The following is a 22857-nucleotide window of genomic DNA, read 5'->3' on the forward strand; positions in this document are numbered from 1 at the left end:
GGAGGTTCTAGAGCCGGAGCTGGCTGACCCGGGCCAGGGTGTCGTCCGGGCCGTCGCCGCCAATGAGGTCCAGGTCCTCGGTGACCCGGCCGTCCCGGAGCCGGACCAGCCGGTCGCACCGGGCGGCGATGTGCGGTTCGTGGGTGGCCAGCAGGATCGTGACGCCCCGCTCGTCGCGCAACCGGAGCAGCAGGTCGAGGATCTCCCCGCCGGTGGCCGAGTCGAGGTTGCCGGTCGGCTCGTCCGCCAGCAGCAGCGTCGGCCCGCCGATCAGCGCCCGGGCCACCGCGACCCGCTGCTGCTGGCCGCCGGAGAGCTGCGCCGGCAGCGCCCGCTCCCGGCCGCCGAGCCCGACCGCGTCGAGCAGTTCCCGGGCCCGGGCCGTCCGGTCGTAGCCGACCCGGTACGGCAGCACCGGCGCGAGCACGTTGTCCAGCGCGGTCAGGGCGGGCAGCAGATGGTAGCGCTGGAACACGAATCCCACACTTCGGCGGTACCCGGCCAGGGCGCGGCGACCCAGCCGGGTGATCTCCTGCTCGCCGACGACGATCGAGCCGGAGTCGGCCGCCTCGATCGCCCCGACCAGGTGCAGCAGGGTGGACTTTCCGGAGCCGCTCGGCCCGGTCAGTGCCAGCACCGAGCCGGCGGCCACGTCGAGCGACAGCTCGTCCACCGCGACGATCGGGAGTTCTCCGCCGGAGAACCGCTTGGTCAGCGCGGTGATGATGACCGGGACCCCGGTGTCCGGCATGGCTACTCCTCGGCTAGCAGGTGACCGGCGGGACGCCGGCGTAGCAGGGCCGCCGGGACGAGCGCCGCCAGGCAGGCGACCAGCGCTCCGGCGGCGGCGGTGCCGACCCCGGTGAGGACGACTCCGGTGGAGAGCCCGCCGATCAACGCGGCGGAGCCGGCCAGCCCGACCGCCGTACCGGCCACCGCGCCGAGCAGGCCGATCCCGCCTCCCTCGTACGCCGCGAGCCGGGTCAGCGCGGACTCGGACCAGCCGGTGGCGCGCAGTGCGGCCAGCTCGGCCGCCCGATCGCGGATGTTCAGGTACAGCACGTCGGCGACGGCCGCCGCGCCGAGTAGCACGGTGGCGACGGCGGCGACCGTGTCCGCGGTGCGGACGGTCGCCGAGACGGTGTCCCCGAGCAGGCTGCCCAGCACGGTGTCCCGGAAGGCGTGGTTGACCGCGGCGAGCACGGTGGATGCGGCCACCCCGATGCCGAGCGCTCCGGCGCCGAGTAGGGCCCGGCCCGGCACCCGGGTCAGGTTGAGCCAGGCGAGGCCCAGCACCCCGCGTACCCGACGGGTTCGGCGGACCATCGGGACGGCCGGCCGGAGCGCGGCGGCCGGGTGGGAGCGGGCGGCCCGCAGTGCCGGCCCGGCGCCGGCGACGGCCGCGACCAGCAGCGCCACCGGTACGGCGAGCGCGGCCCGCCGCCAGCCGACGTCGACGCCGAGCACCGCGCCGAGTGGGGCGGCGAGGAGCAGCGCCAGCAGCCCGGCGACGAGGCCGATCAGTGCCACCTCGCCGAGGATCGCCGCCCCGATCCGCCGGGCCGGCCAGCCGAGGCAGGCGAGCACCGCCAGCTCGGTCCGGCGGTCCCGGACGGCGGCGGAGACGGCGTTGGCCAGGAAGAGGGCGCAGACGGCGAGGACGAGCAGGAACAGTACGACGCTCTTCCGGTCCACCGCCTGGACGACCACCGATGCCACGCCGATGGAGGACCAGCCCTCGGTCAGGGTGAGTGGGGGCCGGCCGAACGAGCCGGCGGGCAGCTCGACGGTCTGCGGCGCCGGCGACGACCCGAAGGTGACGTCGACATCCAGTCCGGTACGGGCGGCGATCCGCTCGGCGACCAGCCGGACCCGCCGCTCGGCCTCCTCGGTGTAGCCGGAGACCCCGGCGACCCGGACCCGGATCGCGCTGATCGGGGCGACCCGCTGCGGATCGGTACCGCCGTCGAGCAGTTTCGGTACCGCGGCGAGGCTGGTCAGCAGCAGTGGTGGGCTGGACAAGTAGCCGCTGGGGTTGCCGCCCGGCAGCAGCGGCCGGTCGCCGAGTGCGTCCCGGCTGCGTGGGTCGGCCCCGACGGCCGACGGCGGGGCGTAGGTCTCCAGCGGGACCTCGGAGAGCGCGCTGAACGCGGTCAACCGCTCCGGGTCGAACATGCCGACCGGCTGCCAGCCCATTCCGGGACGGGACTGCTGGTCCGGCTGGCCAAGCTGGCGCAGCGGCCGGAACGCGACGTCCCCGCCGAGCCAGGGCGCCGGGTACGTGCCGACCTCGGAGCCTCGGTACACCGCCGGGTCCGGTTCGGTGACCCTGGGGCGCAGGCTGCCGTCGGGCAGCGGCTCGTACCCGATCGGACCGGCCTGGACGACCGGGGAGAGCCAGCCGGGTGCGGTCTTCTCCCGGATCGCGGTCCGGATCTGGTCCTGGTAGCCGCCGGTCGGGTCGGCGGTCGCGGTACCGGCCGGCTCGCCCTCGGCACCGGCCAGCGCGTTGAGGAGTGGGGCCTGCTGGAGGCCGGCGATCGGGTCCGGCCGCAGCCGGGTGAGGTTGGCCCTGACGGTGCCGTCGAGGTAGGGACGGCTGCTGGCCACCACCGGGACGTTCAGGAACTCCGGACCGAAGCGCCGGTCCTGGACCGTCGTGTCGTCCGAGCTCAGCGGTCGGCCCGCCAGCATCGCGCCGGCCAGGCCCACCAGCCGGTCCTCGGCCGGTGGGTCGACGGCGGCGAGCAGGAAAGGAGCGAACCACCGCACCGGCAGCACCAGGCGGTCGCTGACCGTGGCCGGGCCGCCCTGACTGCCGGTGGGAGCGTGCGGCGAGTTCTCGAACCGGCCGTCGGGCAGCAGCCGGGCGACCAGGACTTCGGCGTATTCGGTCTCCGGGGTGACGCGGGACAGCGTCGGCTCCGGGCTCACGTTGCAGATCGGTTCGGTGTGCCCGTCCGGGAAGATCTCCCGGGGGACGATCCACCCGCTCTCGCAGACGTCCATCGGGTATGCCCGGCCGTCGGTGTACGGGGTCAGCTTCGGGAACTCGCCGTCGCGCATGACCGGGTAGGCGAGGGGGTTCCGGGTCAGGTAGACGTAGCGCGGCTTCGCCGCCGTACGGGACAGGCCGCGTTCGGCCAGGAAGGTGAGGTCAGCCTGGATCACCTGCCGTTCGGCGGACCGGTCCACCGCGTCGGTGAGGTCGAGGTCGGCCCACATCTCGTGGAGGGAGTAGCCGAGCATCGCCACCGGAGCCGCGACGTCGACGCCGTCGACCGTGCGCACCCGCTCGTACTGGTCAATGCTGATGCCGCCGAAGAGCCCGGAGAGGTAGTTGGGGCGGACGACACCCCGCTGGGCCTCCAGGTCGGTCTGGGTGCCGTTCGGCCGGACGAGAATGTCGTACGCGGCGCGGGTTTCACGTTGCACCTGGTCGCTCAGGCGCAGTTGGGAGGTGGTGGTGGTGCCGGTCAGTACGACGAATCCGGTGGTCGCGACGAGCACACCGGCCAACAGGGCGAGTGACCGTCCGAGCCGGACCCGCAGCTGCCGCCAGACGAATCGGAGCACCGGCCGCCTCCTTGTCTTCCGCAGGAACACTCTGCGGCATACATTGTGACAATGCAAGAGGCCGCGGGTCCGGCCGGAAGGTGGAACAGGCATGGCCATCCAGCACGCGGTACTCGCGCTGCTCGCCGACGGCCCGAGCTACGGCTACGAGCTGAAGGGTGCCTTCGAGTCGGCGGTCGGTCCACAGTGGGGAAAGCTGAACATCGGGCACCTCTACCAGATCCTCGACCGGCTCGCCCGGGACGGACTGGTCCGGGCCGAACGGCAGGCGCAGCCGGTCAAGCCGGACCGGGTGGTCTACGAGGTCACCCCGGCCGGTCGGGTCGAACTGTCCCGCTGGCTGGCCGAGCCGAGCCCGCGCAGCGGCGGGTTCCGGGACGACTTCTTCCTCAAGGTGACCGCCGCCGCCCGATCCGGCTCGGCGGAGGTGGTGCGGACCGTCCTCGCCAACCAGCGCGGCTACCTGTTACGCGAGCTGCGCAACCTCGGCACGCTGCGCCGGGAGGCGACCGACGTCGTGGTCGGCCTGCTGCTCTCCGCGGCGAGCCGGCACGTCGAGGCCGACCTGGCCTTCCTCGACGACGCCGAGACGGCCCTGCTGGACGGTGCCCGGATACGTGTCCCGGCCGGCCGGGCGACACCGACCCCGCCGGTAGCGGCCGACCCGGCGCGCGACCGTCCGGGGCTGGCCGATTCGGCGCGCGACCGTTCGGGACCGGCGCCGAAGGATCTCGCCGAGGGTGCCTGACCGGCCCGGCGACGCGCGTCGGCCGGCAGCGCGGTGCGGCGTGCCTGCCCCGGGTCGTCAGCCGGTGGCGCTGCGCAGGGTGCGCAGCCGGGTCGCGGCCTCGGCCAGGACCTCGGGGCGCTTGCAGAAGGCGAACCGGACCAGCCGTCGTCCCGCCTCGACCTGGTCGTAGAAGACCTGGGTCGGCACGGCGACCACCCCGCAGCGCTCCGGCAGCGAACGGCAGAACTCCACCCCGTCCCGCCCGCCCAGCGCGGTGATGTCGGCGGTGACGAAATAGGTCCCGTCCGGGACCAGCACCTCGAACCCGGCCTCGACCAGACCGGCGGAGAGCTGGTCCCGCCGGGCCTGGAGGTCGGCCCGGTAATCGTGGTAGTAGCCGTCCGGCAGGGCCAGCGCCACCGCGACCGCCGGTTGCAGCGGCGCGCCGCCCGCGAAGGTGAGGAACTGCTTGACCCGCGTCGTCGCCGCGACGAGTGGGGCCGGCCCACTGGCCCAGCCGATCTTCCAGCCGGTGCAGGAGAACGTCTTGCCCGCCGAGGAGATCCGCAGGGTCCGCTCCCACATGCCCGGCAGGGTGGCCAGCGGGATGTGCGGCGTACCGGCGTCGGTGAAGACCAGGTGCTCGTACACCTCGTCGGTGACCGCGAGGGTGCCGAACTCCTGGCACAACCGCGCGATCAGCGCCAGCTCCTCGGCGTCGAAGACCTTGCCGGTCGGGTTGTGCGGAGAGTTGAGCAGCACCAGCCGGGTCCGTGGCCCGAAGGCGGCACGCAGTTGCGCCGGGTCGAAGGCGTACCGGCCGTCCTCGACCGGGCGGAGCGTGACCGGCCGCCGGACCGCGCCGGCCAGCGCGATCGAGGCGGCGTACGAGTCGTAGTAGGGCTCGAAGCAGACCACCTCGTCGCCGGGCTCGCAGAGTCCGAGGATCGCCGCCGCGATCGCCTCGGTCGCCCCGGCGGTGATCAGCACCTGCCCGTCCGGATCGTAGTCCAGGCCCCAGAACCGGCGCTGGTGTGCGGCGACGGCGGCGCGCAGCGCCGGGACGCCCGGACCGGGTGGGTACTGGTTCTGCCCGCCGTGCAGCGCCGCCACCGCCGCCGCGAGCATCTCGGGTGGCCCATCCGTGTCCGGAAAGCCCTGCCCCAGGTTGACCGCGCCGGTACGCACCGCCAGCGCCGACATCTCCGCGAAGATGGTGGTGCCGAACGGGCGCATCCGGCGGACCAGGGGATCGGAGTCCGTTGTCGTCACCCCGTCACCCTAGAGGGGCGTACGCCATCGGGTCAGATCCCGAAGTCCGAGCAGGTGACGGTCGCGTAGTTGCCGCTGGAGGCCTTGTCCACGGTGACCTCGCCATCGACTGTGATCTTGCAGGAGATGTCGCCGGAGCCACCGCCGGTGCGGATCGCCACCACCGTCTTCAGCTTGTTTTCGGGGATTTTGACCTCCTTCCGCCACGGCAGTTCGACCGAGGAGGAGTGCACCTGCTTGCCGGCACCGTCGATGTAGGAGAGTGCGACCCGGCCCTCTCCGGTCACCTCGTAGACCACCGTCTGGCCGCTGCTGCCCCGGTCGCCCCCGTCCTGCCCGTCCCCGGTGGACGGGCCCGGGGTGGCGTCGAGGCTCGTCTCGACCGAGTCCCGCAACCGGTCCATGAACGACAGCGGGCCGAGGCAGAGGCCGACGCAGGCCAGCAGTACGACCACCACCACGCCCACGATCACGATGATCATGGTCTTGTTGCTCTTCTTCGGCGGTGCCGGCGGGAACGGTCCGCCGGGGTACCCGGGCTGTCCGGGCTGTCCCGGCTGTCCGGGTTGCCCCGGCTGGCCGTATCCGGGGTAGCCGCCGGCGCTGGCCGCCGCGTAGGGGTCGGTCCCGGGAGGGCTGGACTGCGGCGGGTAGACGCCGTAACCGGCGTCCTGCTGGTTCGGCGCCCCGCTGGTGGGGTATGGCGTGGCTGGTGGGCCGGACTGCGGCGGGTACGCCGGGCCGGCACCGTAGGCCGGGGCCGGCGGCTGGCCCGGGTTGGGCTGCTGCGGCTGGGCGTACGGATTCGGCTGCTGCTGGGGTTGGCCGTACCCGGCCGCCTGCGGCGGCTGCCCCCAGGCCGGCTGCCCGTACGGGTTGGCCTGCGGCGGCTGGCCGTACGTGCCGGGTTGGGCCGGCGGCTGGCCGTACCCGCCCGGTTGGGCCGGCGGCTGGCCGTACCCGCCCGGTTGGGCCGGGGGCTGCCCGTAGGTGCCCGGCTGGGGCGGCTGGCCGTAGCCGGGGGGCTGCGGCGGGGCGTACCTGGTCGTCGGGGCGTCGTCCTCCTCCTCGGCCGGGTTGTCCGGGCGGGGCTGCTGTGGCGGGCCGAACTTCGTTGTCGGCGGCTCGTGCTCGGCGGAGGGGTCGTACGGGTTGGGCGGAGGCGGCGAGTCGGTCATCGGGTCTGACTCCAGATATGGCGGACAGCAGGGGGGCGGCGGGCAGGGGAGGCGCCGGAGGAGATGGCAACGAATGCGCCAGTCACGGTACCTCGTCCTCGCTGGCCGCGATGTACCGGTGAAGGGCGGGCGGGCTGGCAGAACGGGTGCTCGCCCGGTTCTCCGGGCGGGCCAGGATACCGAGCAGATTCGGTGATCGAACAGGCACCTTTCGAGCAGGCTAGATGAGCGAACTTAGGTTAGGCTGCGGGCCATGTGCGGAATCGTGGGTTACGCCGGCGCCAGGCCGGCGCTGAGCATCGTGCTGGACGGGTTGCGGCGGCTGGAGTACCGCGGCTACGACTCGGCCGGCGTGGCGGTCGTCTCCGACGGCGAGCTGCTGACCGAGAAGAGGGCCGGCAAGCTGGCCAACCTGGAGAAGGCGCTCGCCGAGCGGCCGGCGACCGACGACGGTGCCGCATTCGGCATCGGCGCCGGGACCACCGGAATCGGGCACACCCGGTGGGCCACCCACGGTGGGCCCACCGACCGCAACGCCCACCCGCACCGGGCCGCCGACGGCCGGGTGGCCGTGATCCACAACGGCATCATCGAGAACTTCGCCAAGCTCCGCGCCGAACTGGAGGCCGACGGCGTCGAGTTCACCAGCGACACCGACACCGAGTGCGCCGCGCATTTGCTCGCCGGTGAGCTCGCCCGGCTGCGCGCCGCAGGCGAGCCCGACGGGCCGGCGCTGCTGGCCACCGCGATGCGGCAGGTCTGCCAGCGGCTGGAGGGGGCGTTCACGCTGCTCGCGGTGGACGCCGCGATCCCCGGCGCGGTGGTCGGGGCCCGACGCAACTCACCGCTGGTGGTCGGGCGCGGGGTCGGGGAGAACTACCTGGCCAGCGACGTCTCGGCGTTCATCGAGCACACCCGGGACGCGGTCGAACTGGGTCAGGACCAGGTCGTACTCATCACCTCGGAGGCCATCGAGATCACCGACTTCACCGGTGCGCCGGCCACCGGCAAGGACTTCCACATCGACTGGGACGCCTCCGCCGCCGAGAAGGGCGGCTACGACTACTTCATGCTGAAGGAGATCGCCGAGCAGCCGCAGGCGATCGCGGACACCCTGCTCGGCCGGCTCAAGGAGACCGGCGAGATCGTGCTGGACGAGGTCCGCCTCTCCGACCAGGACCTGCGGGACGCCGACAAGATCTTCATCGTCGCCTGCGGCACCTCCTACCACGCCGGCATGGTGGCGAAGTACGCCATCGAGCACTGGACCCGGATCCCCTGCGAGGTCGAGCTGGCCAGCGAGTTCCGCTACCGCGACCCGGTCCTCGACCGGTCCACCCTGGTCGTGGCGATCTCCCAGTCCGGCGAGACCATGGACACCCTGATGGCGTTGCGGCACGCCAAGGAGCAGAAGGCCCGGGTGCTGGCGATCTGCAACACCAACGGCTCCACCATCCCCCGCGAGTCCGACGCCGTGCTCTACACGCACGGTGGTCCAGAGGTCGCGGTCGCCTCCACCAAGGCGTTCCTCACCCAGGTGGTGGCCTGCTACCTGATCGGTTTGCACCTGGCCCAGGTGCGCGGCATCAAGTACGCCGACGAGGTGGCCGCGGTGGTGGACCAGCTCCAGGAGATGCCGGAGAAGCTCCGCGAACTGCTCGCCGGCATCGAACCGGTACGGGAACTCGCCCGCGAGCTCAAGACCGCGCCGACGGTGCTCTTCATCGGCCGGCACGTGGGCTTCCCGGTCGCCCTGGAGGGTGCGCTCAAGCTCAAGGAACTCGCCTACATGCACGCCGAGGGGTTCGCGGCGGGCGAGTTGAAGCACGGCCCGATCTCGCTGATCGACCAGGGCACCCCGGTGGTCTGCATCGTGCCGTCCCCGGCCGGTCGGGGCATGCTGCACGACAAGATCGTCTCCAACATCCAGGAGATCCGGGCCCGGGGCGCCCGCACGATCGTGATCGCCGAGCAGGGCGACGAGGCGGTTGCGCCGTACGCGGACCACTTGATCTACGTACCGCGTACCCCGACCCTGCTGGCCCCGCTGGTGACCACGGTGCCGTTGCAGGTGCTCGCCTGCGAGATCGCCGCTGCCCGGGGGCACGACGTCGACCAGCCGCGCAACCTGGCCAAGTCGGTAACCGTGGAGTGAGCCGGCAACGGTGGAGTGGGCCGGCCACGGTGGAGTGTGCGGTGCGGTGCCCGCCGGTAGGGTGAGGCGGTGATCGTCGCGGTCGGCATCGACGTCGTGCTGGTGGATCGGTTCGCCCGGGCGCTCGCCCGCACCCCGCTGCTGGCCGACCGGCTCTTCACGGAGGCGGAACGGGTCACCGTGTCGGGTAATCCGCGTTCGGCCGAGTCGCTCGCCGCCCGGTTCGCCGCGAAGGAGGCGGTGGCCAAGGCGCTGGGCGCCCCGGCCGGGCTGCACTGGCACGACTGCGAGGTGGTCGCCGACCCGGACGGGCGGCCGTGGCTGACGGTCGCCGGCACCGTCGCCGCCGCCGCCACCGAACGCGGGGTACAGCGCTGGCACCTGTCGCTGTCGCACGACGGTGGGATCGCCTCGGCGATGGTGGTGGCGGAGCGATGAGGACCAGGCAGCGAAGGCGGCGCGTGATGCGGACGGCAGCGTGACGAGGGCGGCGCAGCGATGAGGGCGGCAGCGTGACGAGGGCGGCGCAGCGATGAGGGCGGCGTGGCGTGTGGCGGACGTGCGCGCCGCCGAGCGGGCCCTGATGGACACGCTGCCGGCCGGCACCCTGATGCGACGCGCCGCCGGCGGGCTGGCCGGGCACTGCTCCCGGCTGCTCGCCGAGCGCGGCGGCGGGGTCTACGGTGCCCGGGTGCTGCTGCTCGTCGGCTCCGGCGACAACGGTGGCGACACCCTCTTCGCGGGTGCCCGGCTCGCCGGTCGGGGCGCGGCGGTGAGTGCGGTGCTGCTGGCCTCCGGGCGGGTGCACCAGGGCGGCCTCGCCGCGTTCCGGGCGGCCGGCGGGCGGGTGGTGGACGGGCTGCCGGACCGCGCCGACCTGGTGCTGGACGGGATCGTCGGGATCGGTGGCTCGGGCGGGCTGCGCGAGCCGGCGGCCCGGCTGGTGGCCGGACTGCCCGGCCTGACCGGCCGCTCCGGGGACCGGCCGCCGGTGGTGGCGGTGGACGTGCCGAGCGGGGTCGAGGTGGACACCGGCGACGTGCCGCGCTCCGTCGGCCTGCCCAGCACGGTGACCGCCGACCTGACGGTCACCTTCGGCTGCCTGAAGCCCGCCCTGGTGGTCGGGGCGGCCGCACCCCGGGCCGGGCAGGTCGAGCTGGTCGACATCGGGCTCGGCCCGTGGCTGCGGGGTACCGCGGCGGTACGGGTCACCGAGTGGTCGGACGTGTGCGACTGGTGGCCCCGGCTCGGTCCCGAGGAGGAGAAGTACAGCCGGGGCGTGGTGGGGCTGGCCACGGGTTCGGCGACGTACCCGGGTGCGGCGGTGCTCTCGGTCGGTGGCGCGGTCGCCGGACCGACCGGCATGATCCGGTACGCCGGTGGCGCCCGTGCCGAGGTGCTGCGCCGCTATCCGTCGGTGGTCGCCGCCGAACGGGTCAACGACGCCGGCCGGGTGCAGTCCTGGGTCTGCGGCTCCGGGCTCGGCACCGACGCCACCGCCGCCACCGAGCTGCGCTGCGTACTCGCCGCCCCGGTGCCGGTGGTGCTGGACGCGGACGCGCTCACCCTGCTGGTGGACGGCTCGATGGCGGAGCGGCTGCGGGACCGGGACGCGCCGATCGTGGTCACCCCGCACGACCGCGAGTACGCCCGGCTCTGCGGTGAGCCGCCCGGTGGCGACCGGGTGGGGGCCGCGCTGCAACTGGCCACCTGGATGAACGCGGTGGTACTCCTCAAGGGCGACCGGACGGTGATCGCCACCCCGGACGGACGGGCCTTCGCCAACCCGACCGGTACCCCGGCGCTGGCCACCGGCGGCACCGGGGACGTACTCGCCGGGTTGCTCGGCTCGCTGCTCGCCGCCGGCCTGCCGGCGGAGCGGGCGGCGACCGCCGCCGCTTACCTGCACGGTCTGGCCGGCCAGGAGGCGGCCCGGCGCGGCCCGGTGATCGCCGCCGACGTGGTCGCCGCGCTGCGCCCGGTGATCGCCAGGCTGCCCCGGTGACCGCCGGACTGTCCTGGTCACGCCACCCGGGGCACATTCGATCTACTGTTCAGTAGGCTGAACATATGTGGCAGGCCGAGGTACGTGTCGATCTTGACGCGATCCGCGACAACGTCGCCCGACTGCGGTCCGGGACGGGCGCCGAGCTGATGGCCGTGGTCAAGGGCGACGGGTACGGCCACGGCATGCTGCCGGTCGCCGGGGCGGCGCTCGACGCCGGAGCGGACTGGTTGGGCGTCTGCACCCTGGACGAGGCGTTGACGCTGCGCCGGGCCGGGATCACCGCGCCGGTGCTGGCCTGGCTGCTGGCGCCCGGGCTGGCGCTGCACGAGGGGGTTACCGCCGGGATCGACCTGGCCGCCGCCAGTCTCGGCCAGCTCGCCGAGCTGGCCGCCGCCGCCGAGCAGGCCGGCCGACCGGCCCGGGCCCATCTCAAGATCGACACTGGCCTGTCCCGGGGCGGCGCGACCGTCGACGACTGGCCCGAGCTGCTCGACGCGGCGGCGAAGGCCCAGGCCGACGGGCTGATCGAGGTGGTCGGGGTCTGGAGCCACCTGGTCTGCGCCGACGTGCCCACGAACGCCACCACCGACCGGCAACTCGCGGTCTTCGCCGAGGGACTGGCCCTGGCCGAGCGGGCCGGGCTGCGCCCCCGCTACCGGCACCTGGCCAACTCGGCGGGCACGCTGACCCGGCCCGACACCCATTTCGACCTGGTCCGCCCCGGCATCGCCATGTACGGGCTGTCGCCGGTGCCGGGCGAGCGGTTCGGGCTGCGGCCGGCGATGACCGCCCGGGCCCGGGTGACGCTCACCAAGCGGGTACCGGCCGGCACCGGGATCTCCTACGGGCACACCTACCGGACCGAGCGGGAGACGACCCTGGCCGTCGTGCCGCTGGGTTACGCCGACGGGGTGCCCCGGCACGCCTCGAACGTCGGCCCGGTCCAGCTCGCCGGTGCCCGGCGGCGGATCGCCGGTCGGGTCTGCATGGACCAGATCGTGCTGGACTGCGGCGACGACCCGGTCGCCCCGGGCGACGTGGCGACGCTCTTCGGCAGCGGCGCGGACGGCGGACCGACCGCCGACGACTGGGCCGAGGCGGTCGGCACCATCAACTACGAGATCGTCACCCGGTTCGGCGGGGTCCGGGTACCCCGGATCTACGACGGAGCGCGTCGTGAGTGCGAGGAGTGAGCCGGGGTTGCGAGCCCCGCAGTCACGAACTCGGAGCGCGTCGTGAGTGCGAGGAGTGAGCCGGGGTTGCGAGCCCCGCAGTCACGAACTCGGGGCGCGTCGTGAGTGCGAGGAGTGAGCCGGGGTTGCGAGCCCCGCAGTCACGAACTCGGGGCGCGTCGTGAGTGCGAGGAGTGAGCCGGGGTTGCGAGCCCCGCAGTCACGAACTCGGAGCGCGTCGTGAGTGCGAGGAGTGAGCCGGGGTTGCGAGCCCCGCAGTCACGAACTCGGAGCGCGTCGTGAGTGCGAGGAGTGAGCCGGGGTTGCGAGTGTCCCGGCTGCCGGTGCAGCGGCAGCCGTCCGGGCGTACCCAGAACCGGACCGGAATTCTCCGGGTGGCCGGCCTCATCGGCGCGGCGGCCGGGGTCGCGGCGGCCGGCATCGCCGCCGGGGTGGCCGCCGAGCGGGCCGTGGTACGCCGTTCCAAGACCGCACCCGGCGACCGGTACGCGGCGGAGCCGTTCGGGGCGCTGCCCTACGACGAGTCCTGCACCGTCTCCACCCCCGACGGCACCGACATCCATGTGGAACTGGTCGGGCCGCCGGCCGGTCCGGGGCGGCCGACCCTGGTCTTCGTGCACGGCTTCTGCCTGGACATGGGGACCTTCCACTTCCAGCGCAAGATCCTCACCGAGCTGGGCGAGGACCGGATGGTCTTCTACGACCAGCCGGGGCACGGCCGGTCCGGCCGGCTGAAGTCCGGCGAGTACCAGCTTCAGTCGCTCGGCGAGACGCTCCGGTCGGTGATCGACCGGACGGCGCCGACCGGGCCGCTGGTGCTGATCGGGCACTCGATGGGCGGCATGACCGTCATGGCGTTCGCGGAGCGCTATCCGGAGCTGTTCGCCGAGCGGGTGATCGGCACGGTGCTGATGGCCACCTCGGGTGGGCTGGTGGCGGAGACGAAGTTCGGCCTTCCGACGATCGTGGCCCGGGCCGGCGCACCACTGCTGCCGGTGGTCGACAACGCCACCCGGCTGACCGGCAGCATGATCGACCGGGCCCGGCGCGCCTCGGCAAACCTGGCCTGGCTGCTCACCCGCCGGTACGGCTTCGGCACCCCGACCCCGAGCCCGGCGCTGGTCTCCTATGTGGAGAGGATGAACTCGCGGACCTCGACCGAGACGGTGGCCCGCTACCTGCGCACCATCTACACCCATGCCCGCTATCCGGTGCTGGCCGCGCTGCGGAACACGCCGACGCTCGTCATCGTGGGTGAGCGCGACATGATCACTCCGGTCACCCACTCCGAGGAGATCGTCGGATGGCTGCCGGACGCCGAGTACGTCAAGGTGCCCGACAGCGGGCACGTGGTGATGCTGGAACACGCCGACGAGGTCAACACGGCACTGCTGGACTTCCTCGACCGGCTGCCCGGCCGAGGAAGGGACTGAGCTGTCCGGATGAGAGACGCGTTGCACGGTGCCGAACTGGTCCACGAGCTGCCGACGGTGGCGGACACCCACGAGTTCGGGCGGCGGCTCGGCGGGCTGCTCCGCACCGGGGACCTGCTGGTGCTCACCGGCCCGCTGGGCGCCGGCAAGACCGCCCTGGTGCAGGGGATCGCCGCCGGGCTGGGGGTACGCGGCGAGATCACCTCGCCGACGTTCGTCATCGCCCGGGTGCACCGGCCCGATCCGGCCCGAGGTGGCCGGGTGACGCTGGTACACGCGGACGCGTACCGGCTGGGCAGTGCGGTCGACCCCCGGGCCGAGATCGACGATCTCGACCTGGACGCCTCGGTGGACGACGCGGTCACCGTGGTCGAGTGGGGGGAGGGCATGGTCGAGCACCTCGCCGACACGCATCTGCGGGTGCTCATCGACCGGCGGGACGACGACACCCGGCGGATCGAGCTGGTGCCGGTCGGCGGGGACTGGGCCGACAGGCTCGCCGGGCTGCGCTGAGGTTTCCGGCTGTCGTACCGGACTTCTAGAGTGCGGGAAACGTTCGCGGCGCTCGAAAGGTTACCGATGACCCTGGATCTTCCAGCCCTGCTGCCTCCGGCCTGGCGGGTGGCGCTGGACCCGCACCTCGACGCGGCCCAGACCGCCGCGTTGAGCGAGTTCGTCGCCGGCGAATACGCGACCCAGACCGTCTTCCCGCCCCTGGCGGACCTCTTCGCCGCCTACCGGCTCTGCGCGCCCGAGGACTGCCGGGTGCTGATCCTCGGTCAGGACCCGTACCACAAGGCGGGGCAGGCGCACGGGCTCAGCTTCAGCGTCCGGGACGGTGTCTCGGTGCCGCCGTCGCTGCGCAACGTCTTCAAGGAGCTCGCCGACGACCTCGGGGTGCCGGTGTCGCGCAGCGGCAACCTGACCCGCTGGGCGAGCCAGGGCGTGCTGCTGCTCAACGCGGTGCTGACCGTCCGGCAGGCGGCCCCGGGCTCGCACGGCAACAAGGGTTGGGAAGCGTTCACCGACGCCACCATCAAGGCCCTCGACGCCCGCCCGGAGCGGATCGTCTTCCTGCTCTGGGGCGGATACGCGCGCAAGAAGGCCGCGTTGGTCACCAATCCGGCGCACGTGGTGCTGGAGGCCGGCCACCCGAGCCCGATGAACCCGCGTGGGTTCCTCGGCAGTCGCCCCTTCAGCGCCTGCAACAAGGCGCTCGCGGACGCCGGCCGGCCCACCGTCGACTGGGACCTGTCGGTCCGCTGACGGGTGGTGCTCTCAGCGCACCGAGGCTCACCGCCGCCATCGCCCCGGGGCGCGCCCAGCGCCGGGGGACCGTCCGGTTAGGGTGCCTATGTGCTCGTACTCGTGCTGGACTCCTCGACCCCGGCGGTGACCGCCGCGCTGGCGGAGATCACCGCCGACGCGGTCGCGCCGCGCGGCGAGCGCAGCGTCGTCGACGCCCGGGCCCACGGCGAACTGCTCGCGCCGCAGGTCTCCGAGCTGCTCGCCGAGGCCGGTGCCCGCCCGGCCGACCTGGCAGCCGTGGTTGCCGGGGTCGGACCCGGGCCGTTCACCGGGCTGCGGGTCGGCCTGGTCACCGCGGCGAGCATGGGGCAGGCGCTGGGCATCCCCACCTACGGCGTACCCTCGCTCGACGCCATCGGACACGCCGCGACCCACCCGCGGTCCGGGGCGGCGGCTGCGGAGTCGGGGCCGGTGCTGGTGGCCACCGACGCCCGGCGCCGGGAGATCTACTGGGCGGTCTACGACCTGGCCGGCCAACGGCTGGCCGGGCCGGAGGTCGACACCCCGGCCGCCGTCGCCGAGCGGGCCAGGGAGCTGGGTGTCCGGGTCGCGGTCGGCGAGGGGGCCCGCCGGTACGCCGACATCCTCGGGCTGCCACCGGGAGCCGGGCCGCTCTACCCTCCGCCGTACGCCCTGGCGGAGCTGGCGGCCGAGCGGGTCCGGGCCGGCGCCCCCGGTGACCAGCTCACCCCGCTCTATTTGCGCCGGCCGGACGCGGTGGCGGCGGCAGGGCGCAAGCCGGTCCTCCAGTGAACCCTTTTCAACCTGAACCGCGTGGCGCTCAGGCACCGCCTCCGAACCTGCGTTCGGCCGGACCGCACGGGGAGGTGGAAAAGGGTTCAGTGCGGGCGGTGGTCGACGAGGGCATGGCGCACACGGTCAGGCTGGGCCCGTTCCGCTGGTGGCACATCTCCGAGGCGCTGCCGATCGAGGCGGAGCTGTTCGGCGTCGAGCAGTGGTCGGCGGCGATGTTCTGGAACGAACTGGCGAACCGGCACTACTATCTCGCGGCGCTGGACGCCACCGACGCGCTGATCGGGTACGCCGGGCTCGCCGTCGTCCCGCCGGACGAGGCGTGGGTGCAGAACGTGGCCGTGCGGCGGGACGCCCAGCGGACCGGCATCGGCCGGATGCTGCTGGTCGAGCTGCTGGCCGAGGCCACCCGGCGCGGCGTACGCCGGGTACTGCTGGAGGTGGCGGTGGACAACGCTCCGGCCCAGCGGCTCTACGCGGCGTACGGCTTCGAGCCGGTGGGCGTGCGGCGCGGCTACTACCAACCGAGCAACACCGACGCGCTGGTGATGCAGGTCGAGCTGGAGCGGGCGGACAATGGCTGACGAACCACTCATCCTCGGGATCGAGACGTCCTGCGACGAGACCGGCGTCGGTGTCGTACGCGGACACACGCTACTCGCCGACGCGCTGGCGTCCAGTGTGGACGAGCATGCCCGGTTCGGTGGGGTGGTGCCGGAGGTGGCCAGCCGGGCGCACCTTGAGGCGATCGTGCCGACGATGCGCCGCGCGCTGGACGACGCTGGCGTGACCCTGGCCGACATCGACGCGATCGCGGTCACCGCCGGCCCCGGCCTGGCCGGCGCGCTGCTGGTCGGGGTGGCCGCCGCCAAGGGCTACGCGCTGGCCGCCGAGAAGCCGGTGTACGGGGTCAACCACCTGGCCGCGCACGTCGCGGTGGACACCCTCGAACACGGCCCGCTGCCCGAGCCGGCGATCGCACTGCTGGTCTCCGGTGGACACTCCTCGCTGCTGCTGGTGGACGACCTGGCCGCCGGGGTCACCCCACTCGGCGCCACCATCGACGACGCCGCCGGGGAGGCGTTCGACAAGGTGGCCCGGCTGCTCGGGCTGCCGTTCCCGGGCGGTCCGCCGATCGACCGGGAGGCACGCTCCGGCACCCCGGACGCGATCGCCTTCCCGCGCGGGCTGACCGCGCCGAAGGATCTCGCCGCGCACCGGTTCGACTTCTCGTTCTCCGGGCTCAAGACGGCGGTGGCCCGCTGGGTGGAGGCGAAGCAGCGGGCCGGTGAGCCGGTGCCGGTGCCGGATGTGGCCGCCTCGTTCCAGGAGGCGGTCTGCGACGTACTGACCGGCAAGGCGATCGCGGCCTGCCGGGACCGGGGCGTCGAGACACTGGTGCTCGGCGGAGGCGTGGCGGCGAACTCCCGGCTGCGGGCGCTGGCCGAGGAGCGGGCGGCGAAACACGGCATCCGGGTCCGGGTACCCCGGCCCAGGCTCTGCACCGACAACGGCGCGATGGTCGCGGCGCTCGGCTCGCACCTGGTCGCCGCGGGGGTGGCGCCGAGCCGACTGGACCTGCCCGCGGATTCCGCCATGCCGCTCACGATCGTCAGCGTGTAGTGTTCCGGCGGCGTCGAGGGCGGTGGGGAGCGTGATGGCCGACGTGATCGTACGAATGTGGGAGGTACGCGCCGAGCCGGCCGGCTTCGCCGACCTGCTTTCCTGGGTCTGCGACACCGCACTGCCGGAGCTGGAGCACAACCCGCTGCACATCTCCAGTGAGGTCTTCTCCTCCACGGACAACCGGCTGGTGGTCATCTCGAAGTGGCGGGCCAGCCCGGTCTCGCTGCCCGACCCGCCGGCCCGGATGCTTGCCCGCACTCCACACGTCTGGGACTTCACCCAGGTGGATCGCTAACCTACTGTCGTAACACCGACTACCCACAGTGTCGCCCTGATCTGCCATCATGACCGGGTGCTGAGCGGGGTGCATCGATATCGGCTGTCAGTAGGATTCCACGGCAGCCGAGCGATCCGCGTCGTGTTCATGGTGTTGCTCGGCGGCTTGGCCGCCGGCGCGGCGATGTGTGCCGGCGCCCTATTCGGCCTTGTGTGGATAGCCATCCTGGCTCCTGGCGATCCGGATGGCCCCGAGCGGTGGGGTCTGCTGCCGATCGCGCTGGCCACACTGGCTGCCGGGGCGGTCGTCGCCTATACCGCGCTACGGGTCACGAGGGTGATACGCACCGACGCCTGGTTGGAGGGAAGCAGGCTTACGGTACGAGTCATCCGGGATCGGACGGTCGAGCTTTCCCGCGCCACCTCCGTGGCGGTGCGTGTGACCGACAGGCCGCTCATCGGTCCGGTTCGCCGTACCGGTGTGATCGGACCCGCACCAATGGCGGCTGTGCTCGTAGTCATCTCCGAGGGCAGGACCGTGCATCTTCGACTCGCTAACCCGGATGCCATCCAGTTACCACGGGATCAGCTCTTGGCGCTGGCCAGCGCGCTGTCCGTGGCACGTTGTCCAGGCGCTGTGGAGACCGTCACCTGGCTACGTAGATCGGCGGCGGGTGCCGGCACGGGCTGACCCCTTGGTCCGAACGGAAGGTGTGGGGGACTTTGCACAGCGAGTATGGATTCGACGGGTTGCGCCAGCAGGCCGAGCTGATCGGTTGGCGGCTGGACATCGACGGCGTCACGGGTACCGGCACCGATCGGACCGGCGCTGTCCGCGCTCACCTCAATGACGAGGGGCGCGTGTCCCATATGGAGGTCGACCGGTCCTGGTGGCGCGATCTCGGCCCGGATCGGTTGGAGGCGGCGATCCTGGAGGCGACGACTCAGGCGGCCAACGATCGAGTAGCGGCATGGTCGGCGCGGGTAGCCGAGCGAGCAGACGCCGAGGCGTCGCCCGATCGGCCACTGACCGATCGCCGACAGACCGACGTCCGACCCTGGGGCGGCGAAACCGAGCGGCCGACGGAGGGCAGCGACCGGGGCGAAGAGTTGATCCGGATGCTCGAGCTTCTGCGGGTCGCGGCGTCCGAACTGGATGACTACCGCCACCGCGCAGCGGAGGCTGTCAGGCAACCGGTCAGCGGGCGGCGCGAGGGTGATCGGGTCGCCGTGTGGCTGACGGGTGGCCAGGTGACGGCCGTGGAAATCAGCCGGCGGTGGTTGCATCAGCAGCCGACCGGCCGGGCCATCGCCGACGAGGTCGAGTTGGCCTGCTTCGAATCCTACCGACAGCTGGATCTCCAGACTGGGTCCACGTTCGCGGCATTGCCCGCCGTGGCGGAGGTGAGGGAACTCGCCGCCAATCCGGCCGCGCTGTTACGCCGGCTGGGCCTCGGTAGCTAACCGACGGAGGGGTGTGAGGTGCATGGAACAGCATCCAGACGAGGCAGAACTCACGCTGGCGCGCGAGGTTCTCGAACGAGATGCCGCGAGATGGAGGGAAGGAGCAGTGGTCATGGCGACGGCGGCGGGACACGCCGAATCCCTCGACCTGACCGGATTTCACTTCGGTCGCCTGCCGAACGAGGCGGGCATTGGGGCCCGATACGCCGAGTTGCAGGGTTTCCTGACGAGGATTCTGCGGGAAGGGGCTGGGGTGATGGCGGACATGGAATCGACGCTCCGGTTCATAGCGGAAAACTATGGTCGGGCCGACGAGGGGGCCGCTGCGCGGGTCGAGCGTGTGTGGGAGGCCCGATGACTGCGGTCGGGGCAGATTGGTGGGAGCGGGACGCCGAGCGGCTGCTCGGCGAGGTAAATCAGCACATGGAACGGGTTCAACACCTTACCGTCGAACTGGGTGACCGATTGAACGAAGTTCTGGGCCGCCTGCCGCTCGGGGTAGGAGCGGGAGCGATCAAACGGGCTTGGAGCGACTTCCTGGAGCTCAAGGATCGAATTTTCGACGAGATGCAGATGCATCTGGCCGAGCCGGGGTTCCCGTGGGCGCTCTTCCGTGTTGGCGAATACTGGAACGCCAACGTCGGCGCGCCGGTGAGCGAGCTGAGTCAGACGATATCGGCCTACGGCATGAAGGTTCACGGCGATTGGACGGGGTCGGCGGCATCGGCGTACGCGGCATCGGCGGACGCGCAGGCAAGGGCAATCGCGACGATCAAGCCCGTGGCGGAGAAGATCCAAGCCGTGCTGACGGACCTGGGTCATGGCATCCTCGCCTTCTGGCTCGCCCTGGTGGCCGCACTCCTGACGTTCGTGGTCGGGTTGATAGCGGCGATCGGACTGCTTGACAGCCTGATTGGTGCGCCGGCCGCACCGGTTGACGCCATCGGTACCGCTGCCGTCGTGCTCGGGCTGCTCGTCGCAGCTGTCATGGCGCTGCGCGAGTACAGCGAGCGGATCGACAAGTCGATGGTCACGATTCGCCAGGCGCTCAGCGACAACACCGGGATGGTCAAGCGCGGCGACTCGTGGGGGTGGCCCCCGATCGACTACTCCGGCATCTGGTCGTTGGACTGAAGCTGCCGACGGCGGCACCCGCTGCCGTTCCTCAGCGTGGTCGGGCTGGCGCGGGCCGCATAGAGTGTCGGCGTGGTGGTCGACAAAGTACGGGTCGGCGTTGATTTCGGCACGTCGAGCACCGCTGCCGTTCTCGCCGGTCCCGGAGCGCAGAGCCGCTCGCTGTTGTTCGACGGCTCGCCGCTGTTGCCGTCGGCCGTCTTCGCGGATGCCGACGGCCGCCTGCTGACCGGCCGGGACGCGTTGCACTCGGCGCGAACCCAGCCGGAGCGGTTCGAGCCGGCGCCAAAGCGGTGCGTCGACCACGGCACGGTGCTGCTCGGCGAACGGGCCGTACCGGTAGCCGAGATGATCGCTGCCGTACTGCGTCGGGTCGCGGTCGAGGCGGACCAGGTCGCGGGGGAACGGGTCCGCCGGGCGGTGCTGACCCATCCGGTCTCCTGGGGACCGGTCCGCCGGCAGACCCTGCTCGCCGCCGCGTCGACAGTCTTCGCCGAGCCCGCCCTGGTCACCGAGCCTGTCGCGGCGGCCAGCTACTTCCTCACCGTCGCCGGCCGCGAGCTACCGGTCGGCTCCACCGCCATGGTGTACGACCTGGGCGCCGGCACCTTCGACGCCACCGTGGTCCGGCGCGACTCCGACGGTTTCGAGGTGCTCGCGACCGGCGGGTTGAGCGACGTCGGCGGGCTGGACATCGACGCGGCCCTGGTGGCCGCCCTCGGCGAGGTCTACCGGCTCCGGGACGAGGCGGCCTGGTCACGGCTGCTCCAGCCGACCAGTGCCGCCGACCGGCGCGCCTCGCGCGGTTTCTGGGACGACGTACGGGTAGGTAAGGAACTGCTCTCCCGGGCCCCTACCGCACTGTTGCACGTGCCGATCGTCGACGACGAGGCCGTGCTCGGGCGGGAGCAGCTCGACCGGCTCGCCGAGCCGATTCTGGAGCGGACGGTGTCGGTGGCGGCCGAGGTGCTGGCCAGTGCGGGTGTGCCCGCAGCCTCGCTGGCCGGACTCTTCCTGGTCGGCGGGGCGAGCCGGATGCCGCTGGTCGGCACGCTGGTGCATCGGCGGCTCGGGATTCCGCCGGTGCTGGTGGACCAGCCGGAGCTGGTGGTGGCCAGTGGCAGCGTGCACGCACCGCTCACGGCGCGGGTCGAATCACCTGCGGGGCCGGCTCCCGCTCCGAAGGCCCTGTCCGCTACCAAGGTCCTGCCGGCTCCGGAGGCCGAGTCCGGTCCGAGGGCCCTGTCCGCTCCGAGGGCAGCGGCCGGTCCGGGAGGCGGGCCCGCTCGGGGGGACGAACTCGCTCCGGGAGCTGGGGCGGAGCACGTGTCCGTGCCGGAGGCACCGGCGGAACCCGCACCCGCGCCGATGCCTGCCCGGCCGGAGCCCATCGCCGCGCTGCCGCTGGAGCCGGTCGCGGCGCTGCCGCTGGAAGCCGTGGCCGTGGCTCCGCCGGCCGGAGTGACATCCCGGGGCACCGGTGCGCCGCCGGGCCTGCCGCCGCCTGCCTGGACGGCGCGACCGGGGGTCGGGTGGCAACGGTGGCTCAGCCTCGCGATCGGTGTGGTCGTGGTGCTCGCGCTGGTCGGCTACGCGGTCTGGAACATCGTGCCGTCGAATCGGGGGACGGCCGGTGGGCCCGGCACCCCGACGACGAGCGCTGGGCCGCCGACGCCCACGCCGACGCCGGTGGCGCCACCGCAGGCGACGGTGCTGAGGCTGCCGGCGGGTACCCAGGCGCACACCCTGGTGCTGAGCCCGGACGGCAAGCGCCTCGCTGCGATCGACACGTACACCATCAGGTTCTTCACCTTCCCCGACCTGCAACCGGTGGGGAAGCAGCTGACGGTGGGCAAGGAGACCCGCCGGGCGCCCGGCGCGGGGCAGCCGGTCCACCGGGAGGACTTCGAGACGGCGGCGTTCAGTCCGGACGGTCGGATGCTGGCGACGTACGACTCGGGCGTCTTCGGCTACGTCCAGGTCTGGGATGTGGCGAGCGGGCGGCGGATCCGCCGGATCAGCGACAAGTGGTGGGCGTCCTGCCTGGCATTCAGCCCGAAGAACGACCGGTTGGTGGCCTGCGCCGGACCGCACGAGTACGTGCGGCTCTGGAGTGTTTCCGGCTGGCGTCAGCTCGGCCAGGTGCACACCGACAATCCGGCGGCGATCCGGAACGTGGCGTTCAGCCCGGACGGGCGCCTACTGGTCACCGACGGCGGTGCGGGAAACATTCTGTTCTGGGACGTGGCCACCCGGAAACGGCTGAAGCTGAGCCGGGCCAGTGCGTTCCCGTCCGACATGGTGCCGGCCGCCGATCCGGGGGTGGCGATGGCGTTCAGCCCGGACGGCCGGACCCTGGCGACCGGCGGAGTGGACGGCACGGTACGACTGTGGAACGTCAGCACCCGCCAACAGGTCGCCGTGCTCGATGGGCACCACGCCAACGTCGTGCAGGTCGCCTTCGCGCCGGACGGCACGTTGGCCACCAGCGGCAGCGACTGGACCGTTCGACTGTGGGACGTGACCGCCCGCCGGCAGATCGGCTCGGTGGCCTGGAGTGTGCGGCTGGGCGAGAAGGCGGCGGACCTCGCCTTCAGCCCGGACAGCCGTACCGTCTCCCTCTGCGTGGGTGACAGCGTGCTGCGGTGGGACGTCGCGGGCATCCGGGCGTACGCGGAGACCGAACTCACCGCGCCCAGCGGCTCCCCATCGGGGTGACCTGCGGAAAACCCGTGGCGATCGTGGCGATCG

General features: G+C 72.6%; 21 protein-coding genes. 17 read left to right on the forward strand and 4 right to left on the reverse strand.

Annotated features, from left to right (window positions below; translation table 11 throughout):
* Positions 1 to 7: 7 nt before the first annotated feature.
* Both EV371_RS11385 and EV371_RS11390 read right to left on the reverse strand, forming a co-directional pair.
* Positions 8 to 673, reverse strand: a complete 666-nt coding sequence (locus EV371_RS11385; protein ID WP_486484929.1) for an ABC transporter ATP-binding protein — start codon at positions 671 to 673, stop codon at positions 8 to 10.
* 80 nt (positions 674 to 753) lie between these two features.
* The gene (locus EV371_RS11390) at positions 754 to 3576 is read right to left on the reverse strand and encodes an FtsX-like permease family protein (RefSeq protein WP_130462009.1); all 2823 of its coding nucleotides are present in this window, start codon (positions 3574 to 3576) and stop codon (positions 754 to 756) included.
* Between the two features lie 91 nt (positions 3577 to 3667).
* On the opposite strand from EV371_RS11390, the gene EV371_RS11395 reads away from it, so the two are divergent.
* Positions 3668 to 4324: a PadR family transcriptional regulator gene (locus EV371_RS11395; protein ID WP_130462010.1), complete on the forward strand. Its 657-nt coding sequence runs from the start codon at positions 3668 to 3670 to the stop codon at positions 4322 to 4324.
* A gap of 57 nt (positions 4325 to 4381) precedes the next feature.
* Here EV371_RS11395 and EV371_RS11400 read toward each other — a convergent pair whose 3' ends face one another.
* Together EV371_RS11400 and EV371_RS11405 are read right to left on the reverse strand one after the other, a co-directional pair.
* A complete protein-coding gene (locus tag EV371_RS11400) occupies positions 4382 to 5578 on the reverse strand; it encodes a pyridoxal phosphate-dependent aminotransferase (RefSeq protein ID WP_130462011.1) in 1197 nt (398 codons plus the stop codon).
* Between the two features lie 32 nt (positions 5579 to 5610).
* Positions 5611 to 6756, reverse strand: coding sequence for an MmpS family transport accessory protein (locus EV371_RS11405; RefSeq protein WP_130462012.1), 1146 nt, complete (start codon positions 6754 to 6756; stop codon positions 5611 to 5613).
* Between the two features lie 253 nt (positions 6757 to 7009).
* Between EV371_RS11405 and glmS the strand changes: the two genes are divergently transcribed.
* The 16 genes from glmS to EV371_RS11490 all read left to right on the forward strand — a co-directional run bounded on the left by glmS (position 7010) and on the right by EV371_RS11490 (position 22824).
* Positions 7010 to 8911, forward strand: a complete 1902-nt coding sequence (gene glmS / locus EV371_RS11410; RefSeq protein ID WP_130462013.1) for a glutamine--fructose-6-phosphate transaminase (isomerizing) — start codon at positions 7010 to 7012, stop codon at positions 8909 to 8911.
* 69 nt (positions 8912 to 8980) lie between these two features.
* Positions 8981 to 9349, forward strand: coding sequence for a holo-ACP synthase (locus EV371_RS11415; RefSeq protein WP_130462014.1), 369 nt, complete (start codon positions 8981 to 8983; stop codon positions 9347 to 9349).
* A 94-nt stretch (positions 9350 to 9443) separates the two neighbouring features.
* Positions 9444 to 10916 carry an NAD(P)H-hydrate dehydratase gene (locus tag EV371_RS11420; RefSeq protein WP_130462015.1) on the forward strand — a complete coding sequence of 491 codons (1473 nt, stop codon included), beginning with the start codon at positions 9444 to 9446 and terminating at the stop codon, positions 10914 to 10916.
* 65 nt (positions 10917 to 10981) lie between these two features.
* Complete coding sequence (alr, locus tag EV371_RS11430; RefSeq protein ID WP_130462016.1) at positions 10982 to 12112, forward strand: alanine racemase; 1131 nt, start codon at positions 10982 to 10984, stop codon at positions 12110 to 12112.
* A gap of 365 nt (positions 12113 to 12477) precedes the next feature.
* Complete coding sequence (locus EV371_RS11435) at positions 12478 to 13545, forward strand: alpha/beta fold hydrolase (RefSeq protein WP_486484930.1); 1068 nt, start codon at positions 12478 to 12480, stop codon at positions 13543 to 13545.
* A 9-nt stretch (positions 13546 to 13554) separates the two neighbouring features.
* Complete coding sequence (tsaE, locus tag EV371_RS11440; protein ID WP_130462017.1) at positions 13555 to 14058, forward strand: tRNA (adenosine(37)-N6)-threonylcarbamoyltransferase complex ATPase subunit type 1 TsaE; 504 nt, start codon at positions 13555 to 13557, stop codon at positions 14056 to 14058.
* A gap of 66 nt (positions 14059 to 14124) precedes the next feature.
* Positions 14125 to 14811, forward strand: a complete 687-nt coding sequence (locus tag EV371_RS11445; RefSeq protein ID WP_130462018.1) for a uracil-DNA glycosylase — start codon at positions 14125 to 14127, stop codon at positions 14809 to 14811.
* A gap of 90 nt (positions 14812 to 14901) precedes the next feature.
* Positions 14902 to 15606 (forward strand): tRNA (adenosine(37)-N6)-threonylcarbamoyltransferase complex dimerization subunit type 1 TsaB, encoded by a 705-nt coding sequence (tsaB, locus tag EV371_RS11450; protein WP_130462019.1) that lies wholly within the window; start codon positions 14902 to 14904, stop codon positions 15604 to 15606.
* Positions 15607 to 15719: 113 nt separating this feature from the next.
* Positions 15720 to 16190: a ribosomal protein S18-alanine N-acetyltransferase gene (gene rimI / locus EV371_RS11455; RefSeq protein WP_130465828.1), complete on the forward strand. Its 471-nt coding sequence runs from the start codon at positions 15720 to 15722 to the stop codon at positions 16188 to 16190.
* Entirely contained in the window at positions 16183 to 17229 is a 1047-nt protein-coding gene (gene tsaD, locus EV371_RS11460) for a tRNA (adenosine(37)-N6)-threonylcarbamoyltransferase complex transferase subunit TsaD (protein WP_130462020.1), read from the forward strand. Before rimI ends, tsaD begins: the two co-directional genes overlap by 8 nt.
* Positions 17230 to 17272: 43 nt before the next feature.
* On the forward strand, positions 17273 to 17527 hold the full coding sequence (locus EV371_RS11465) for a hypothetical protein (RefSeq protein WP_130465829.1): 255 nt from the start codon (positions 17273 to 17275) through the stop codon (positions 17525 to 17527).
* 57 nt (positions 17528 to 17584) lie between these two features.
* Positions 17585 to 18199, forward strand: coding sequence for a hypothetical protein (locus EV371_RS11470; RefSeq protein ID WP_130462021.1), 615 nt, complete (start codon positions 17585 to 17587; stop codon positions 18197 to 18199).
* A gap of 32 nt (positions 18200 to 18231) precedes the next feature.
* Positions 18232 to 18972, forward strand: coding sequence for a hypothetical protein (locus EV371_RS11475; RefSeq protein WP_130462022.1), 741 nt, complete (start codon positions 18232 to 18234; stop codon positions 18970 to 18972).
* Positions 18973 to 18994: 22 nt separating this feature from the next.
* A complete protein-coding gene (locus EV371_RS11480; protein WP_130462023.1) occupies positions 18995 to 19330 on the forward strand; it encodes a hypothetical protein in 336 nt (111 codons plus the stop codon).
* Positions 19327 to 20106 (forward strand): hypothetical protein, encoded by a 780-nt coding sequence (locus EV371_RS11485; protein ID WP_130462024.1) that lies wholly within the window; start codon positions 19327 to 19329, stop codon positions 20104 to 20106. The genes EV371_RS11480 and EV371_RS11485 overlap by 4 nt, the downstream gene beginning before the upstream one ends.
* A 72-nt stretch (positions 20107 to 20178) precedes the next feature.
* Positions 20179 to 22824, forward strand: a complete 2646-nt coding sequence (locus tag EV371_RS11490; protein WP_130462025.1) for an Hsp70 family protein — start codon at positions 20179 to 20181, stop codon at positions 22822 to 22824.
* The last annotated feature ends 33 nt before the right edge of the window (positions 22825 to 22857 follow it).

The organism is Plantactinospora sp. CNZ321 (assembly GCF_004217235.1).

Bases quoted from the DNA above. Each gene is read 5' to 3' on its own strand.
- EV371_RS11395 (WP_130462010.1), top strand. From the start codon at position 3,668: ATGGCCATCCAGCACGCGGTACTCGCGCTGCTCGCCGACGGCCCGAGC.
- EV371_RS11405 (WP_130462012.1), bottom strand. From the start codon at position 6,756: ATGACCGACTCGCCGCCTCCGCCCAACCCGTACGACCCCTCCGCCGAG.
- glmS (WP_130462013.1), top strand. From the start codon at position 7,010: ATGTGCGGAATCGTGGGTTACGCCGGCGCCAGGCCGGCGCTGAGCATC.
- EV371_RS11420 (WP_130462015.1), top strand. From the start codon at position 9,444: ATGAGGGCGGCGTGGCGTGTGGCGGACGTGCGCGCCGCCGAGCGGGCC.
- alr (WP_130462016.1), top strand. From the start codon at position 10,982: ATGTGGCAGGCCGAGGTACGTGTCGATCTTGACGCGATCCGCGACAAC.
- tsaE (WP_130462017.1), top strand. From the start codon at position 13,555: ATGAGAGACGCGTTGCACGGTGCCGAACTGGTCCACGAGCTGCCGACG.
- EV371_RS11445 (WP_130462018.1), top strand. From the start codon at position 14,125: ATGACCCTGGATCTTCCAGCCCTGCTGCCTCCGGCCTGGCGGGTGGCG.
- rimI (WP_130465828.1), top strand. From the start codon at position 15,720: ATGGCGCACACGGTCAGGCTGGGCCCGTTCCGCTGGTGGCACATCTCC.
- tsaD (WP_130462020.1), top strand. From the start codon at position 16,183: ATGGCTGACGAACCACTCATCCTCGGGATCGAGACGTCCTGCGACGAG.
- EV371_RS11480 (WP_130462023.1), top strand. From the start codon at position 18,995: ATGGAACAGCATCCAGACGAGGCAGAACTCACGCTGGCGCGCGAGGTT.
- EV371_RS11485 (WP_130462024.1), top strand. From the start codon at position 19,327: ATGACTGCGGTCGGGGCAGATTGGTGGGAGCGGGACGCCGAGCGGCTG.